This is a genomic window from Paraburkholderia tropica, assembly GCF_900109265.1.
GTDB classification, from domain to species: Bacteria; Pseudomonadota; Gammaproteobacteria; order Burkholderiales; family Burkholderiaceae; genus Paraburkholderia; species Paraburkholderia tropica.
Genome location: NZ_FNZM01000007.1, coordinates 294,259 through 310,058, shown reverse-complemented (window position 1 = coordinate 310,058; position 15,800 = coordinate 294,259). Strand labels below are relative to the sequence as shown.

At 60.4% G+C, this 15,800-nt stretch carries 12 protein-coding genes; 6 read left to right on the top strand and 6 right to left on the bottom strand.

Features of this window, described 5'->3' with window-relative positions; all coding sequences use genetic code 11:
* The first annotated feature begins 157 nt into the window (after positions 1–157).
* From BMY06_RS13745 to BMY06_RS13730, 4 genes are all read left to right on the top strand, one after another.
* Positions 158–1,525 carry an MFS transporter gene (locus tag BMY06_RS13745; RefSeq protein ID WP_074983701.1) on the top strand — a complete coding sequence of 456 codons (1,368 nt, stop codon included), beginning with the start codon at positions 158–160 and terminating at the stop codon, positions 1,523–1,525.
* A 137-nt stretch (positions 1,526–1,662) separates the two neighbouring features.
* Positions 1,663–2,577, top strand: a complete 915-nt coding sequence (locus BMY06_RS13740) for a LysR family transcriptional regulator (RefSeq protein WP_173816852.1) — start codon at positions 1,663–1,665, stop codon at positions 2,575–2,577.
* 140 nt (positions 2,578–2,717) lie between these two features.
* Positions 2,718–3,512: an enoyl-CoA hydratase/isomerase family protein gene (locus BMY06_RS13735; RefSeq protein WP_234774655.1), complete on the top strand. Its 795-nt coding sequence runs from the start codon at positions 2,718–2,720 to the stop codon at positions 3,510–3,512.
* Between the two features lie 26 nt (positions 3,513–3,538).
* Complete coding sequence (locus BMY06_RS13730; RefSeq protein ID WP_074983698.1) at positions 3,539–4,297, top strand: SDR family NAD(P)-dependent oxidoreductase; 759 nt, start codon at positions 3,539–3,541, stop codon at positions 4,295–4,297.
* A gap of 365 nt (positions 4,298–4,662) precedes the next feature.
* On the opposite strand, the gene BMY06_RS13725 is transcribed toward BMY06_RS13730, so the two are convergent.
* The 6 genes from BMY06_RS13725 to BMY06_RS13700 all read right to left on the bottom strand — a co-directional run bounded on the left by BMY06_RS13725 (position 4,663) and on the right by BMY06_RS13700 (position 13,221).
* Entirely contained in the window at positions 4,663–5,802 is a 1,140-nt protein-coding gene (locus BMY06_RS13725) for a porin (RefSeq protein WP_074983696.1), read from the bottom strand.
* A gap of 188 nt (positions 5,803–5,990) precedes the next feature.
* Positions 5,991–7,427, bottom strand: a complete 1,437-nt coding sequence (gene aldA / locus BMY06_RS13720; protein ID WP_074983695.1) for an aldehyde dehydrogenase — start codon at positions 7,425–7,427, stop codon at positions 5,991–5,993.
* Positions 7,428–7,512: 85 nt separating this feature from the next.
* Positions 7,513–7,941 (bottom strand): RidA family protein, encoded by a 429-nt coding sequence (locus BMY06_RS13715; RefSeq protein ID WP_074983693.1) that lies wholly within the window; start codon positions 7,939–7,941, stop codon positions 7,513–7,515.
* A 197-nt stretch (positions 7,942–8,138) separates the two neighbouring features.
* Positions 8,139–9,779 (bottom strand): hydantoinase B/oxoprolinase family protein, encoded by a 1,641-nt coding sequence (locus BMY06_RS13710; RefSeq protein WP_074983692.1) that lies wholly within the window; start codon positions 9,777–9,779, stop codon positions 8,139–8,141.
* Complete coding sequence (locus BMY06_RS13705; RefSeq protein WP_074983690.1) at positions 9,779–11,830, bottom strand: hydantoinase/oxoprolinase family protein; 2,052 nt, start codon at positions 11,828–11,830, stop codon at positions 9,779–9,781. Before BMY06_RS13705 ends, BMY06_RS13710 begins: the two co-directional genes overlap by 1 nt.
* 95 nt (positions 11,831–11,925) lie before the next feature.
* On the bottom strand, positions 11,926–13,221 hold the full coding sequence (locus tag BMY06_RS13700; RefSeq protein ID WP_080180495.1) for an MFS transporter: 1,296 nt from the start codon (positions 13,219–13,221) through the stop codon (positions 11,926–11,928).
* Between the two features lie 287 nt (positions 13,222–13,508).
* On the opposite strand from BMY06_RS13700, the gene BMY06_RS13695 reads away from it, so the two are divergent.
* Both BMY06_RS13695 and BMY06_RS13690 read left to right on the top strand, forming a co-directional pair.
* Complete coding sequence (locus tag BMY06_RS13695) at positions 13,509–14,315, top strand: IclR family transcriptional regulator (RefSeq protein ID WP_074983688.1); 807 nt, start codon at positions 13,509–13,511, stop codon at positions 14,313–14,315.
* 93 nt (positions 14,316–14,408) lie between these two features.
* Positions 14,409–15,737 (top strand): NAD(P)/FAD-dependent oxidoreductase, encoded by a 1,329-nt coding sequence (locus tag BMY06_RS13690; protein ID WP_074983687.1) that lies wholly within the window; start codon positions 14,409–14,411, stop codon positions 15,735–15,737.
* The last annotated feature ends 63 nt before the right edge of the window (positions 15,738–15,800 follow it).

Below are 15,800 nucleotides of genomic sequence, written 5' to 3'. Positions count from 1 at the left end.
CGACTTGAGTAATTGATCGAAATTACACCAGGCTCTACAACTGCGGCCCTCCCCGGACCAGAGGGCTATAGACAGTGCACATTAGCAGCGTCGTTGCCAATCCTGTTGCCAACGCTGCAATTCGTGATTTCCTTTTCCAGCTAAACGGGATTTGAACATGAAAACCATCGACGTGCAGTCGTTCATCGACGAGCGGCCGCTTGGCCGCTTCCACGTGATCTTGTTTGTTCTGTGTTTCCTGACCATCGTTCTCGACGGCCTGGACACGAGCGCGATGGGCCTGATCGCGCCGTCGCTGATTAAGCAATGGGGCGTGAGCGAAGCTGAATTAGCCCCTGTGCTTAGCGCGGCCCTCGTCGGCATCGGCATTGGCGCCGCAGTGGCCGCACCAGCCGCTGACCGTATTGGCCGCCGAATCGTGCTCGCGTGCTCGGTGGTATTTTTCGGCGTGTTCTCGCTGGCCGCGGGCTACTCGACTAATGTGGAAGAACTGTTTTGGGCCCGTCTGCTGACCGGTATTGGTCTCGGCGCTGCTATCCCGAACTGCGCAACCATGATGAGCGAGTTCCTGCCCAGCCGTATGCGAAGCCGCGCCGTCAACTTCATGCTCTGCGGTTTTGCATTTGGCGGCGGCATCACCGGCCCACTCGCAAAATGGGTCATCCCGACGCACGGATGGCAAGGTTATCTGATTGTCGGCGGCGTCGCTCCGATCATTGTCGGCATTCTGCTTGCGTTCTTTCTACCCGAATCGGTTCGCTACCTGGCGGCGTCCGGAAAACATCAAGACAAAATTGCCCATGCACTCAAGCGGATCGACGCCGGAGCTGATTTCACCAACGTTATATTTGTCGCCGACACGGAGGTTCAGGTAAAAAAGAGGAAATTCTCCGTTGCTGAATTATTCTCCGAACAGCTACGGGGCCCGACCCTCCTGTTGTGGGTCGCCTACATCTGCTCCACAGTCACCTTGTACGTGCTCAGTATGTGGCTCCCTACCATTCTCCAAGCGGATGGTCATAAGCTCGAGAAAATGGCGAACACCATGATGTGGTTCAACTGGATATCCGGCATTGGCATCTTTATCTCCGGTATCCTGATGGACAAGTTTGGCCCGTTGCGCATCATTTCCGGCTACTTCGCGATTTGCACCATTGCTGCATTGGTCGTTGGCGTGACAGGCGCTCGCGGAGAGATTCTGATGGCACTGCTTATGCTCGTTGCAATGACCAACAATGGCGCTTGTTCCTCGATGTCCACCCTTGCAACGCAAATGTATCCAACGTCGAGTCGCGTGACGGGCGCGGCGTGGGTGCTGGGCGTGGGCCGTTTCGGCGGCATTGCCGGTACATTCCTTGGACCTGTGCTGCTTTCGCTGGGTTGGACCATGACCGCAATTGTTAGTTGGGTTGCGGTTCCCGCCGTCGTGGCTTCGGTCTCGATAATCCTTATTGGATTGAAAATTCCAGGACTTCTTCGTCGCTATCATAGCGTGCCAACCTGTATTCCATCGAATCAGCAGTAGATTCAATTCGCAATACTTGCAAATAAGCAGTCAAGTAAATTCGGGTTTGCATCTATGATGTCGAAACACTTGGAAAGTATCATAGGCCCATTTCCAATCTTACATAAGAGTGAGACATCGTGGATCGGATACGTGCGATGGAATTTTTCCTTTCCATTTCAAGGAATAAAAATTTTTCAGAAACTGCTCGCCAGTTCGGTATCGCCGCCGCGTCCGTTTCCAGAATGGTTCTGGATCTCGAAGAGGATTTGAAGGTCAAGCTATTCACTCGAACGACTCGCAGTGTCACCTTGACTGAGGCGGGGATCGAGTATGCAAGGCATGTGGAGGGCATTCTACGGCACATTGAAGACGCGCATCGGAGCATCACATCAATCGCCTCATCTCCCTCGGGAACGTTGCGCGTTCATTCACGCGTGATGTTCGGCCTTGGCGTATTGCCGAGTCTGATCTGCGAATTCTCCAAGCTTTACCCCGATATTCAGGTCGAACTGGTGCTGAGCGAGAATCCTGCTGATCTGAGCAATGATCATATCGATATCGATTTTCGGATCGCACCCCCCGTCGAGGCTGGCATCAAGCGACGAATGCTTTTCCGGAGCGACCGGTACCTGGTTGTGTCGCCCGCTTACTTCATTGGCCGCAACCCGCCCACTTCGCCAGAAGAACTGAAGCTTCACCGGTGTGTCGCGTACTCCATGCCCGGAAGCGGCTACTCGTGGCGATTCCGAAAAGACAATGTCGAAACCGAAGTCTCATTTCAGCCAAGTCATGTGAGCAACAATGGCATTGCCCTACTCGAATTCGCGCGGATGGGCGAAGGCATCGTTCTGCTGGACGACTATACCGTTCACAAGGATCTGCTAAGCAGGCGGCTGGTGCGACTGCTGCCGGAGTATCAGGTCACGAACTCGTCGTTCGAAGATGGCATGTATGCAACGATTATCGACTCCCTGCCAATACCGACGAAGATCCGCTTGTTTTTGGATTTCGTAGCGTCTCGGGTCTCCGGATCGGAACTCAGATTCTCCGCGTATGAGTCCACGATGTGAAGAGCATGATACGCCCGTCAGGTACGCTTACTAACTGTGTTTTTTGCGAATCTGCTGTAGTTTTCTATTGAGAATCAACCGCTAATTACGCGATAGAATTTTCCGTATTGCCGAGTTTTATTAAAAATCGGAGACTAAGCATGAATGAAGACGCACGAGAGATCGCCCAAAATACCGTGACACTGGAAGTCGAGAACGGCGTGGCACTCGTATTGCTCAACCGTCCCGAGGTCAAGAACGCGCTGTCTCGCGCCATGCGTCGTCGGCTCATTGCGGTCTTTGACGAAATCAGCTCTCGCGAGGACATTCACTGCGCGGTCCTGAGCGGTGCCGGTACCGCGTTTTGCGCCGGCGCAGACCTTCGTGACCGCCCGAACCCCGACCTCCCTGGCGACTTCCTCGATCACAATCGCTGGACTCGTGAAACCGGCAATGCCATCAAGGAGTGCGCAAAGCCCGTGATCGCGGCAGTCAACGGCGCGGCGCTCGGTGCCGGCTTGGGCCTGATGGCCTCATGCGACATCATGTATGCATCGGAAAACGCTGTGTTTGCGATGCCTGAGATCAATGTCGGACTAGCTGGCGGTGCTTCGATGTTGCGTACGTTGTTCGGTCGATCGACCGTCCGGCGCATGTTCTTTACCGGCGACAGGCTGACCGCTCATGATCTCCTCCGCCGTAACGTGCTGGAGGACGTCCTGCCGCCCGAGCAGCTTATGCCTCACGTCATGGAACTGGCTCGACGCATTGCCAGCAAGTCCCCGATTGCAATCGTACAGGCAAAGAAAGCGGCGAACTTTGTCGATCAAATGCCCCAGCGCGAAGCCTACCGCCACGAGCAGGACATAACGATGATGCTGGCCAGGACCGAAGACGCCAAGGAAGCCCGCGCGGCCTTCCTGGAAAAGCGCGTTCCCGTCTTTAAAGGCCGTTAAATTCACAACGCGGAGAAAGAACCCCTATGCAACAGGACCTGGCTGGGCGTTATGCCCTCGTCACGGGTGCCGGCGCGGGAATCGGCAAAGCAACCGCGCTCAGCCTTGCCGCTCGCGGTGCGATCGTTGGCGTCAATGACCTGAGGGACGAATTGGTCACGGGCACCGTCGAAGCAGTCGTCGCCACTGGCGGCCATGCATTCCCCGTTGTGAAGAATGTCTCGACCCGACAAGGCGTCACCGAAGCCGTTAACACGGTATGTGAAAAAGGCGGTCGGTTCGATATTTTGATCAATAATGCGGCGTGGGTTCGTTACCAACCCGTGCAGGATATCGCGCCCGAAACCATGGACCGAATGCTCGACATCGGATTTAAAGCCGTGATATGGGGCATTCAAGCTGCCACGGCGGTCATGGACCGTGCTCGCGGCGGGGCCATTGTCAATGTGGCATCGACCGCCGCTCTGCGATCAGCCGTGAATTCCATCGTGTACTCGGGCATCAAATCCGGCATTCTGGGGATTACGCGCGCAGCGGCGGCGGAACTGGGCGCCCGTCATATCCGCGTCAACGCAGTGTGTCCGTCCGCTGTTCCGACCGAAGGCACGATTCGAAATCGCAATGAAGAGCGTGATGCCAGGCGTGTGGCCACGACTCCGCTTGGCCGCCTGGGAACTGTCGATGACATCGCCAAAGCAATCGCGTATCTGGCGTCCGACGACGCGGGATTCGTGACCGCGCAATGGATGGCGGTCGATGGCGGGCTCACCTTCACGAATATTTGAGCAGGCGTACAGGATTTTGTGAGGTACAGCGTCAGGGACTTTTTGCGAGTACATCCCAATGAAGAGTTTTCGGCGTTTGCGTTCGACTGCAACATCGAAGAATGTGCGGAACTCAATCTCTGCCTGACCACAGAAAAATATGAAATTGCAACGCTCGAGCATTACCGGAACGGGCGATTCAGCCAGAGATACGTGTGAAGGTACGAACGGAATCGCGTTTCAAGAATTGATTTCATGCTGCGAACCCATCACGACGCGGTTGCGGTGTCGCGTTGCATCGAAAAGGCAATCACCGCCGACAGCGAACCAGAGACCGGGATGATTGACGCCGGCGGATCAAATCTGGCGACACTACACAAAGACGATTAAAAGCTATGCCGGATTCCGAGGCGCACCACGACCTGATTCGGCGTACTCGACGCCGTAATATTGTTGTTTGCCGCCATCGCCGCTGTACCCACCGAGTTCGTACCGCTCGCGTGTTGCCAGACGCCGCTAACATAAAACAACGTGCGCTTGGACAACAGGTACGTCGAGCCGAGATTCAACTGCCCATAACGCGCATCCTGCGCCCACGTGTAGCTGTATGCCGCGCCCAGCAACAGCTCGGGCGTCACGTTGTAGGTGTAGTTGCCTTCCAGCGTATTGAAGTGCGCATTGCCGCCGAGCGGAGTCGTACTGGTCACCACCGCATCATGGAACTGCACGTTCGTGTATACGATCCCGAAATTCGACGCCGCCAGCTGATACTTGACTGCGCCGCCAGCGATCTGCAGGGAAGAAGCACTCGCGTAGCCGCGATAAATCGGCGTGGTGAGTGGATTGGTGTAGTCTTGGCCCTCGACCGGCGACGCGCTCGCGTTCCACACGGCCGTGCCTGGATTATTGACCTTCAGGTAAGCCGCGGCGGCGCCGAAAGGACCGTTCGCATAGGTCAGCGAGAAATTCACGACCTGGTTGCGGCCCATCGACCCCGCCGTATTGCCGAACGCGTAGGCGGCGCCAAACTGCAGCCCGCGCAGCGTCGGCGACAGGTACTTCACTGCGTTGTTCAAGTTGAAGTCGCCCCAAATGTTGTCGACGTCGCCGACATGTGCACCCAGGCCGCCCGCGAACTTCCCTGCGGCCGACATCAGCACAAGGCTATCGAACAGCAGGTCATATTGCTTACCGAGTCTGATCTGTCCGTAACGGTCGCTGCCGATCCCGATATAAGCCGTCCGTCCGAACAGCGCGCCATTGTTGCCCAGCGCGCCGTTGCTCGGATTAAAGCCATTTTCGAGCTTGAAGAATACGCGCAGCCCGCCGCCGAGATCTTCATTGCCCGTCAGTCCCCACTTGCTGCTGCCAAGGCCTCCCTGCGACATCGCATAAGAAGTCTTGCCGCCCTGATTATTCGTGTACTGGAAACCCTCGTCCACGACGCCGTAAAGCGTCACGGAACTCTGAGCGTGCGTCAATCCTGCTGCTGCCCCGCACGCGAACATCATCACGACCTTCTTCATCGACGTCCCCTTCACCTTGAAGCAACTGTTAGAAATTAGTCTCGCTATATAATTCGTCATCCGAAATAAATGAAGGACATGCGAAATATCAACCATCCTTCACACGGACACGCCGCGCTTTGCGACGAACACCGGACGTGTGGAAAAAACGGGCTCGCGGCACGCCGAAACCGCGTACAGGCGTCAAATCAAGACTGCATGTAAACAACGTGCGTATGCGTGTATTCGTACAGGCCGTGCTTGCCATCGGCACCGCCCATGCCCGAGCGCCGCACGCCCGCGTGAAATCCCTGCATCGCCTCGAAATTCTCGCGATTGATGTAGGTCTCGCCGAAGTCCAGTTCGCGGCTCGCCTGCATCGCACTAGCGAGGCTTCGCGTATAGATCGACGACGTCAGGCCATAGGTCGAGTCGTTGGCAAGGCTGATCGCTTCATCGAGGCCTTCGACGATCTGGATCGGCAGCACCGGCCCGAAGATTTCTTCGCGCATGATGTTCATGTCCGCGCGGCAATCCGCCAGCACAGTCGGCTGATAGTGATAACCGGCCTCCCGCGCGGCGACCGCGCCACCGGTCGTCACCGTTGCACCTTGCGCAATCGCGGCGCTGACTTTGTCCGCGACGCTTTTCAGCGCGCGTTCGTTGATCAGTGGTCCCATGTCCAGATTGGACTCACGGCCCGGATCGCCATAACGCGTTGCCGCCATTGCCGCGGTGATTCGTTCGATGAACGACGACGCGACGCTGCGTTCGACATACACGCGTTCCGCGCAATTGCAGACCTGACCGGTATTGATGACGCGCGATGCGTGAATCGCTTTGACCGCCAGTTCCAGATCGGCGTCGGCGAGCACGATGGCCGGCGCCTTGCCGCCCAGTTCGAGATTGAGCTTCGTCAGATTGCCTGCAGCGGCCGCCATGATTCTCGCGCCCGTCGATACGCTTCCGGTGAAGCTGATCATATCGACACGTTCGCTGGCGGCAAGCCGCGCGCCGACCTCGCCCATCCCGCCGACCACGTTGAACACACCAGCCGGCAAATCCGTTTCGGCCACCAGTTTCGCAAACTCGAAACAGTTATTCGGCGTCTCTTCACTCGGCTTGATGACGATCGTGTTGCCGGTCAATAGCGCCGGCGCCATTTTTCGAGCGATCAGAAACAACGGGAAATTCCACGGCAAAATACCGGCGACGACGCCCATTGGCTTGCGGAATAAAAAAATGTTTTCACCCGGACGATCGCTGGTGATGATTTCCCCTTCGATACGTCGTGCCCACTCCGCCATGTAATCCAGGTAATCGGCGGTAAAGGCGACCTCGATCTCAGCGAGACTGGCTACCTTGCCCTGCTCCAGCATGATGGTCCGCGCGAGCTGAGGCGCGTGCTCGCGCACGCCGGCCGCAATCCGGCGCAGAAAACCCGCACGCTCCTGCGGCGTGCGTTTTGCACATGCGGGCTGCGCGCGTCGGGCGGCATCGAGTGCGCATTCGATCTGCTCCGCGCTCGCCACCGGCATGCGCGACAGCAGCTTGTGGTCCGCTGGATTGTGCACGTCGAGATGCTCGGTACCCGGCACAAAAGCGCCGTCGATAAAGTGCTGCAACGTCGGCACAGCAGAGTTCATGCTTGTCTCCTGAATCAGCACGCCGACCCCGGGCGGCCTGCGTGGTCATTACCTGAACGGCGCGGCATGCGCTCTTGTCGAGTGCTTAAAGCGTGACGTCGATCCGCTTGGTCTGCGCCTCGCCAGCACCGCGGTAGGCGGTCACCTCGATCTCGACCAGATACTCGGGTCCGGCAAGAGGCGTCGCGGTAATGGTGCTGGCGGGATCGACGCCGCGAAACGCTTCGGCAATGACGTGCATGACTGCGTCCTTGTCCGCGAGATTCGGAATAAACACGCGCGAGCGAACCACATCCGCGAAACCTGATCCGACGGCTTTCAGCGCGCCCTCCACGTTGGCCAGGCATTGGCGCGCCTGTTGCGCTGCATCGTCTGAAATTTCCCGGGTTTGATAGTGACGGCCGGCCGTATTCGCAACCAGAATCCAGTTGTCCACGACGACTGCGCGCGAGTAGCTGTACGTGTCTTCGAATACGCTGCCGGATTTGAGCTTTTCGACTTGCAGTGTTGCCATAGAGTGTTTCCTCCCTCGAGCCGGCCCCTTTTGGGCGCCGGAAAAAGAGCGCAACGATCCACGCCGTGCGCGCACCGCGCGACGGCTTCGTTCGCTGCACCCGCCGTGTGATCGACTATCCGGAGCGACGGGATCGACGGCACGCGCCGCGCGTCATGCAACGCCGGCTGTTCCGCGGCACTCCCGCGCAATCAGGATCAGGAACACGCCGCCTGAGCCGCGTACTGATAGACGCGCTGCGCGGTTTCCCGCGAAATGCGGCCCTGCGCAAGATCGGCCACCACCTGATCGGTCGGGCGTTTGCGCGGATCGCCATAACCGCCCGCGCCCGGCGTGACGATGTCGAGCATCTGCCCGCGCTTCAGCGCGACGGAACCCTTCAACGACGCGCCCGGTTCGCCGCAATAGAAGCGGCCGCCCGTGCCGTTCGCACCGCCACGCAGGCCCCACGGAGACGACATCAACCGCGATCCTTCCAGATACACCACGCAATCGCGATCGATGCGATAGACGCGGCGCAAACCCATCCCGCCGCGGAACTGCCCCGCGCCGCCCGAATCCTCGACCAGTTCGTAGCGCAGCAGCGTGAGCGGATACTCCAGTTCCAGCGCTTCGACCGGCAGATTCGACGTGTTGGTCATCGACACGTGAATGCCGCTCAGACCGTCGGCGTGCGGACGGGCACCGCCGCCGCCGCCGATGGTTTCCAGATACACCCACAGACTGCCGTCCTCACGCATTCCGGTGAAGCTCGCGACGGTGCACGCACCATTGCCCGCCGCCGGCACACACTCGGGGACTGCCTGCGCCAACGCGCCGTTGATCACGTCGACCACGCGCTGGCAAGCACCGATGCGACCGTCGACGGCGGCCGGATGCGTGCAGTTGAGCAGCGTGCCTTTTTCGGCGGTCACGGTGATCGGGCGCGCAAGGCCGGCGTTCGGCAAGATCGTCGAATCGACAACCGATTTCACCGCGTAATACACGGTGGCGAGCAAGCCCGTGTAGGTCACGTTCATGCCGGCACGCACCTGCGCGGGCGATTCGAAATGCAGACGCATCGCTTCGCCGGCCACCTCGATTTCGACGCCAAGCGTCATCTGTCCGTCGAACTGCAAGCCGTCGTACAGATCGGCGAAGCGATAATGCCCGTCCGGAATTCGCGCGATACCCGCGCGCATCTTGCGCTCGGCGTAGTCCTGAAGCGCATCGCCGGTGGCCAGCACCTGCTCGACACCGTATTTCCGGTAGAGCGCTTCCATCCGCTCCACGCAAAGCCTGTTGGCCGAGCGCTGCGCGCGCAGATCGGAAATACGCTCGTGCGGCACCTGGCAGTTCAGCAGGATCAGTTCCTGCACGTCCTTTTGCAGCACACCCTCGCGATAAAGGCGAATCGGCGGTATGCGCAGCCCTTCCTGATAAATATGCGCGTGGCCACGGTCAGCAAAATCGGCATGGTGCGCCGTATTGACCGCCCAACCCACGATCCTGGCGTCGAAGAAAATCGGCTCCGCGAGCACGATATCCGGCAGGTGAGTCGCTCCGCCCTCATATGCGTCGTTCGCGATGAAAACGTCGCCGGGATGAATGTCTTCGAGCGCATTGCGCTTCAGGATGTGGGGGATCACGCCAATGAAGCTGCCGAGGTGCATCGGAATATGTTCGGCCTGACACAACGCCTGACCGTGCCGGTCGAAGATAGCCGTCGAGCAGTCGCGCCGTTCCTTGATGTTGGTCGAGTAGCTCGCGCGCACGAGTGCCTCACCCATTTCCTCGACGATCGACGTCAGCGAACTGCCGATCACTTCAACGGTGATTGGATCGATAGTGGCCTGCATCACACGAACTCCAGAATGAGATTGAGGTAAGGATCCACGCTGGCCCTCATGCCGGGCAAAACGACCGTGGTGGTATCCATCTGCTCGACGATGGCCGGGCCCTCGAACACATTGCCGGCGCGCAGCAGCGAGCGCTCGTAGACCGGCGTGTCGACGAAACCGCCCGCCTCGGCGAGCCACACACTGCGCGCACCGGTCATCGCGCGCGAGGCGTCGATACCCGCGTCGGCCTGTGGCTGGAGTTCGTTCTTGGGAACACGGCCCAATGCCTCGACCCGCATCGCGACGATCTGTACACCCTCGCCGTCGGCGATGAAGCCGTAGCGTTGCCGGTGCGTCTCTTCGAAGGCGCGCTTCATTACGTCGAGCGTCGCTTCAGACATGTCGCCTGCCGGCACGTCGACGGACAGTTCGTAGTTCTGGCCGACATAGCGCAGATCGATCGTGCGCGTGTACTCGCGGGCCGACACGGCGATCTGCTCCCCGTCGCACCATTGCCGCGCCTTCGCCTGCAATTCACCATAGCCGTCTCGCAGCGCGCCGAGCGAGCTGGCGGCGAGCGGCAACAATCGCGTGAGCGCGAAGTCCGAGCGCAGGTCGGTCAGCAGCAGCCCGAGCGCGCAAAGCGTGCCCGGCGTGAGCGGCACGATGACATGCGACATGTCCAGCTCTTTCGCGAGACGCGCGGCGTGCAACGGCCCCGCGCCGCCAAACGCCATCAGCGCATAGTCGCGCGGATCGTGCCCGCGCTGCACGCTGATCACGCGAATCGCCTTCGCCATGTTCGCGGTGAGCACCGAGATGATCCCTTGCGCGGTCTGCATCGTATCCATGCCAAGACGCTGCGCGATCTCGCCGATCGCCTCGACAGCCAGTTCACGATGCACCTTCATGCGCCCGCCGAGAATCTCCTTCGGATTGAGCGTTTGCAGCACGATATTGGCGTCGGTGACCGTCGGCTCGGTATTGCCGCGCCCATAGCAGACCGGCCCCGGATCGGCGCCGGCGCTGCGCGGCCCGACCTTCAGCAGACCGCCGCTGTCGATGCCTGCAATCGAACCGCCGCCCGCGCCCACCGTGTGAATGTCGAACATCGGTGCCTTGATCGGGTAGCCGTGCACTTCGGTGGAACTTGTGAACTTGCAGATGCCGTTCTGCATCAGCGCGACGTCGCTGCTCGTGCCGCCCACGTCGAACGTGATGATGTTCGCAAAGCCGGCCTGCTTCGCGATGGCCTGCGCCGCGACCACTCCCGTACTCGGACCGGAGAGCAGCGTGCGCACCGGCAGATTTGCGGCGGCATCGAAGCCGATCACGCCACCGTTCGACTGCGTGAGACACGGCGCGACGCGCAGTCCGATTTCGACGAGACGATGCTTGAGTCTTTCGACATAACGGTGCATGACCGGTCCGAGGAAGCAGTTGACGACCGTCGTGGACAGACGTTCGAATTCACGGAATTCCGGTGCCACCGCGCTCGATGCGCTGATGAACACGCCCGGCAGCAACTCGCTGAGCAGCGCGCGGGTGCGCTCTTCGTGTTCGGCGTTCAGGAAGCTGTACAGATAGCAGATCGCCACAGCACCCACGCCCGCCTCCCTCAGTTTCGCCGCGGCCGCACGCACATCGTCTTCCGACAGCTCGATGTCGACGCGGCCCGCGCTGTCGAGACGTTCGCGCACCTCGAGACGTAGATCACGCGACACCAGCACGTCCGGCTTTTCCGCGTTCATGTCGTACAGACTCGGGCGCTTCTGACGGCCGATCTCGAGCAAATCGCGGAAACCGTCAGTCACGACGAGGCCGGTCTTCACGCCCCGCAGCTCGATCAGCGCATTGGTCGCGACCGTCGTGCCGTGCCCGAGGAAAGACACCGAACCGGCGTCCGCGCCCACCCGTTCGAGCCCCTGCTGAACGGCGTCGATGATGCCGCGCGAAGGATCGTCGGGAGTGGACTGCACCTTCCAGATTTCCAGCTGTCCGGTTTCGTTATTGAAGAGGCAGATATCGGTGAATGTGCCGCCCGAGTCGACACCTATACGCCAGCTCATGGTCAGTTCCTGCTCATAAGTTAAATGTCTGTCGACTGGATCGACACGTGTCCCGCTTGATCTGCCGGGCGGGTTTGATGCGTGACGGCGCGCGGTCAAACCTCGCCTTCGCGAATGATTTCCTTGCCGCGCGTTTCGGGCAACGTCCAGAGCGCTGCTGTCGACAGCAGCGCGAGGCAGATGCCCACAACCATCATCGACCAGCCCAGGCCGTAGCGGCTCGCCATGAAGCCGATCAACATCGGGCCGAACGCGGCGATGCCGCGGCCCACGTTATAGGTAAAACCCACGCCTGCACCGCGAATGACCGTCGGGAACTGTTCCGCGAGAATGGCGCCCAGGCCGCCCGCGACCGACGAAATGCTCATCCCCACGAGGAACACCAGCACATAGCCGAGGCCAGGCGACTGGACCGGCGTGTAGAGAAACGCGAAGACGCTGCAGATTGCAAAGATGAACGCACCGGTCTGCGTCGGACGCCGTCCGAAGCAATCGTGAAACCAGCCGCTCGATACGTAGCCGATGAAACCGCCGACGATCTGCACCAGCATGAACGTGGTCGTACCCGCGACATGCAAGCCGCGTTCGGTGGCGAGGTAGAGCGGCAGGAACGTCACGATCGCGTAGTAGTTGCCGTGCGCGCCGACAAGGAACACGGTGGCCGACAGCGTCGTGCGGCGCAGGTCGCGATGGAACAGCCGGGCGATGCTCGCGAAAGGACTGGCCGGCTTGTGCGCGCCGGCAGAACTGATGCGATCGCTGATGCCGCGTCGAACGAAGAAGATCGCGATGGCCGGCAGCAACCCAAGCACAAACAGCCAACGCCATGCATCGCCGGCGGGCACCATCGAAAATACGACGAAGTAAGCGATCGTCGATGCAGCCCAGCCAATCGAGTAGGCGCTCTGCATGAACGCCATCACGCGACCGCGGCTCTCGGCTTTGGCGTATTCAGACAGCAGCGCGACGCCGACCGGCCACTCCGCGCCGAAGCACAGCCCTTCCAGCGTGCGCCAGATCACCAGTTGCGTTGCGTTCTGCGCTGTCGCGGTCAGCGCGGTCGTCACGCTAAAACCGACCACCACCCAGACGAGCACCCGCGCGCGGCCGTAACGATCCGCCAGCGCGCCGCCGAACATGCCGCCGAGCGCCGACGCGACCAGACTGGCCGTCGAGATCGTGCCGCCGATACCGATCGAAAGATTCAGCGACGTGAGAATCGCGCCGAGTGCGAGCGCGAACATCGTGTGATCGAAACCGTCGAGACCCCAGCCCATCGCGGAAGCGATGACGACTTTGCGGTAGCGCGCCTTATCCACTGAAGCGGCTCCCTCGACGGCTACGGATTCGCGCTCGGGCGCTGCGTTGTCAAGCGAAAGCGACTGCTTCATCAAGAGCTCCTGTCGATTACGGCTATGCACCACCTTGCCGGTATCCGATCAGCGCGATATCGCGCGCCGCGTACGCCCGGCATCACGCATAGTGATCGCTGTTTCAGTCCCCGGCATCCGGTTCCGGACAACCTGGGATCCTGTTCACAGCGCGTCACGGGCCCGTCTCACTCGCTGGTCTGGTGAAAGCATCATGAAAAATCAAAAACGCCACGTCAAGAAAAATCTCACATCATGGTTCTTATCTGTGATAAGTTCTATATTATGGAACTTAAGGACGTTCGCTGATGACCCAAACTAATGGAAAACCCGGGGCTCAACTGATCGATCGGGTGGTCTTGATCCTCGATCTGGTCGCGAATGCCCGTGACGAAGGCATCACACTGAAGGACTTCTGCGATCTCACAGAGCTGAACAAGGCCACGTGTCACCGCATCCTGTCGACGCTCGTCGGACACAACCTGCTCGCGAAAGTCGACAAAGGGCGCCGCTATCGGCTCGGCACAAAGATGCTGGTGTACGGCGCGAAGGCGGCCAAAGGACCGGGGCTTCGCAGCCAGTGTCAACCGGCAATGCAGCGGCTTGCGCAGTTGACCGGCGAGACCGTCGTGTTGATGGCGCGCGACCAGGACGACTCGGTATGTATCGACCGCCTCGACGGCGAGTGCCTTGTGCAGACGTTGACCGGCGCGATCGGCGGCTACGTGCCGCTGGGCGTCGGGCCGGGCAGTCTGGCGATGCTGTCGTTTCTCGCGGACGACGAACGCGATGCAATCGTGGCGCGCAACCTGCCGCGCATCGGCACTTACGCCGGCATGACGGAAAAGCGTGTGCGAGAACTGATCGACGAAACGTCGACTCAGGGTTTCGCGCTCGATCGCGGCGAATTGCTGGTCGGCGTGGCGGGCGTGTCGGTGCCGATTTTCGCGGTGGAATCGGGGCCCGTGGCCTCGCTCGGCCTCACCTTCCTGTCGGCCCGGCTCACGCCGGAGTTGCTCGACAAATACGTGAATCTTCTCAAGGAAGAAGTCGGGCGCATCGCGCCCAATCTGAATCCGCTCGACCGGCGTTTAACGGCTCCGGGACGCGCGTAGCTTGACTAATCCAGCCCCACCAGCCGCGGCGCGCATGCGCACCGCGGCCGACGGTGCTTCTCCAATCTCAGAACAGAAATGAGGTGAGTTCGTATGGGTCCAGTGGTTGACGCGGTCGCGTCGTCGACGATGTTTCCCAGTGAAGCGGGCGTGGTGGTCGTGGGTGGCGGAATCGTGGGCGTGGCGACCGCGCTGTCGCTCGCGAGGCGCGGTGTGAACGCGGTCGTGCTCGAAAAAGGCATCATCGCGGGCGAGCAGTCCAGCCGTAACTGGGGCTGGTGCCGGCAAACCGGCCGCGATTTGCGCGAGCTGCCGCTGATTGTCGAAAGCATGCGCATGTGGGAAACCATGAACGTTGATACAGGCCGGGAAACCGGCTTTCGTCGCCACGGAATCCTGTACGCGTCGAAGTCGCAGGACAAGTTCGAGCGTCATCAGACGTGGGCCGAGGAAGCGCGCGCGCGCGGCATCGACACCCGGCTGTTGAGTCGCGACGAATTGCGCCGGCAGTTGCCGGTGCTGCCGGATTCGTGCGTCGGCGGCCTCTACACCGCCAGCGACGGTCGCGCGGAGCCACAGAAAGCGGCCTCCGCGATGGCGCAGGCAGCGATGGACCTCGGCGTCAATTTGCAGCAGCAATGCGCTGTGCGCGCAATCGAAACCGCCAACGGCGCCGTCACGCATGTGGTCACGGAGCAAGGGCGCATTCGCACCGATGCGGTCGTGGTGGCCGGGGGCGCCTGGTCGAGGCTGCTGCTAAAAGGCCTCGATACGCCGCTACCGCAGTTGAAAGTGCTGTCGAACGTGGTCCGGACGCGCCCGTTGTCGCTGCCGATCGAGCCATGCGTGAGCCTCGGCAGCGTAGCGTTTCGTCAGCGCCTGGACGGCGGCTGGACCGTCGCCACGTCGGCCGCCAATATCGCCGACGTGACGCCCGATTCGATCCGCTTCTTTCCGAAATTTCTACCCGCTTATCTGGTCGAGCGCGACTCGCTGAAAATGCGTTTCGGCCAACGTTTCATCGACGAAGCACTGCGCTGGCGCCCGGGCACATCGGATCGCCCTTCTATCTATGAAGCGATTCGCGTGCTCGATCCGCAGCCGCATCGACCGACGATCACTCGCATGCTGGACAACCTGAAGCGCGAAATTCCCGCGTTCGGAAAAGTCGAGGTGTCGCAAAGCTGGGCAGGTCTGATCGATACGATGCCCGACGCGATTCCGGTGATTTCGAAGGTCGACTCGCTGCGCGGCGTGGTCGTGGCGACGGGATTTTCCGGCCACGGTTTCGGCATCGCGCCTGCGGCGGGCGCGCTAGCGGCCGACCTGGTTTGCGGCGATACGCCGATCGTCGATCCATCGCCATTCCGGCTGTCGAGGTTTTCGGGAGCCGAGAAGATGCGAGCACAGCACTGGTTGTAGCCAGGCAAGGGATTCGGGGACTGCCATTGTTCAACGAGCAGGCTGACGGCGCGGTGTCGATGC

What these genes read in the sequence shown, in the direction of transcription:
- BMY06_RS13730 (WP_074983698.1), top strand. Translation starts at nt 3,539, where the DNA reads ATGCAACAGGACCTGGCTGGGCGTTATGCCCTCGTCACGGGTGCCGGC.
- aldA (WP_074983695.1), bottom strand. Translation starts at nt 7,427, where the DNA reads ATGAACTCTGCTGTGCCGACGTTGCAGCACTTTATCGACGGCGCTTTT.
- BMY06_RS13740 (WP_173816852.1), top strand. Translation starts at nt 1,663, where the DNA reads ATGGAATTTTTCCTTTCCATTTCAAGGAATAAAAATTTTTCAGAAACT.
- BMY06_RS13725 (WP_074983696.1), bottom strand. Translation starts at nt 5,802, where the DNA reads ATGAAGAAGGTCGTGATGATGTTCGCGTGCGGGGCAGCAGCAGGATTG.
- BMY06_RS13715 (WP_074983693.1), bottom strand. Translation starts at nt 7,941, where the DNA reads ATGGCAACACTGCAAGTCGAAAAGCTCAAATCCGGCAGCGTATTCGAA.
- BMY06_RS13695 (WP_074983688.1), top strand. Translation starts at nt 13,509, where the DNA reads ATGACCCAAACTAATGGAAAACCCGGGGCTCAACTGATCGATCGGGTG.
- BMY06_RS13735 (WP_234774655.1), top strand. Translation starts at nt 2,718, where the DNA reads ATGAATGAAGACGCACGAGAGATCGCCCAAAATACCGTGACACTGGAA.
- BMY06_RS13745 (WP_074983701.1), top strand. Translation starts at nt 158, where the DNA reads ATGAAAACCATCGACGTGCAGTCGTTCATCGACGAGCGGCCGCTTGGC.
- BMY06_RS13700 (WP_080180495.1), bottom strand. Translation starts at nt 13,221, where the DNA reads ATGAAGCAGTCGCTTTCGCTTGACAACGCAGCGCCCGAGCGCGAATCC.
- BMY06_RS13705 (WP_074983690.1), bottom strand. Translation starts at nt 11,830, where the DNA reads ATGAGCTGGCGTATAGGTGTCGACTCGGGCGGCACATTCACCGATATC.
- BMY06_RS13710 (WP_074983692.1), bottom strand. Translation starts at nt 9,779, where the DNA reads ATGCAGGCCACTATCGATCCAATCACCGTTGAAGTGATCGGCAGTTCG.
- BMY06_RS13690 (WP_074983687.1), top strand. Translation starts at nt 14,409, where the DNA reads ATGGGTCCAGTGGTTGACGCGGTCGCGTCGTCGACGATGTTTCCCAGT.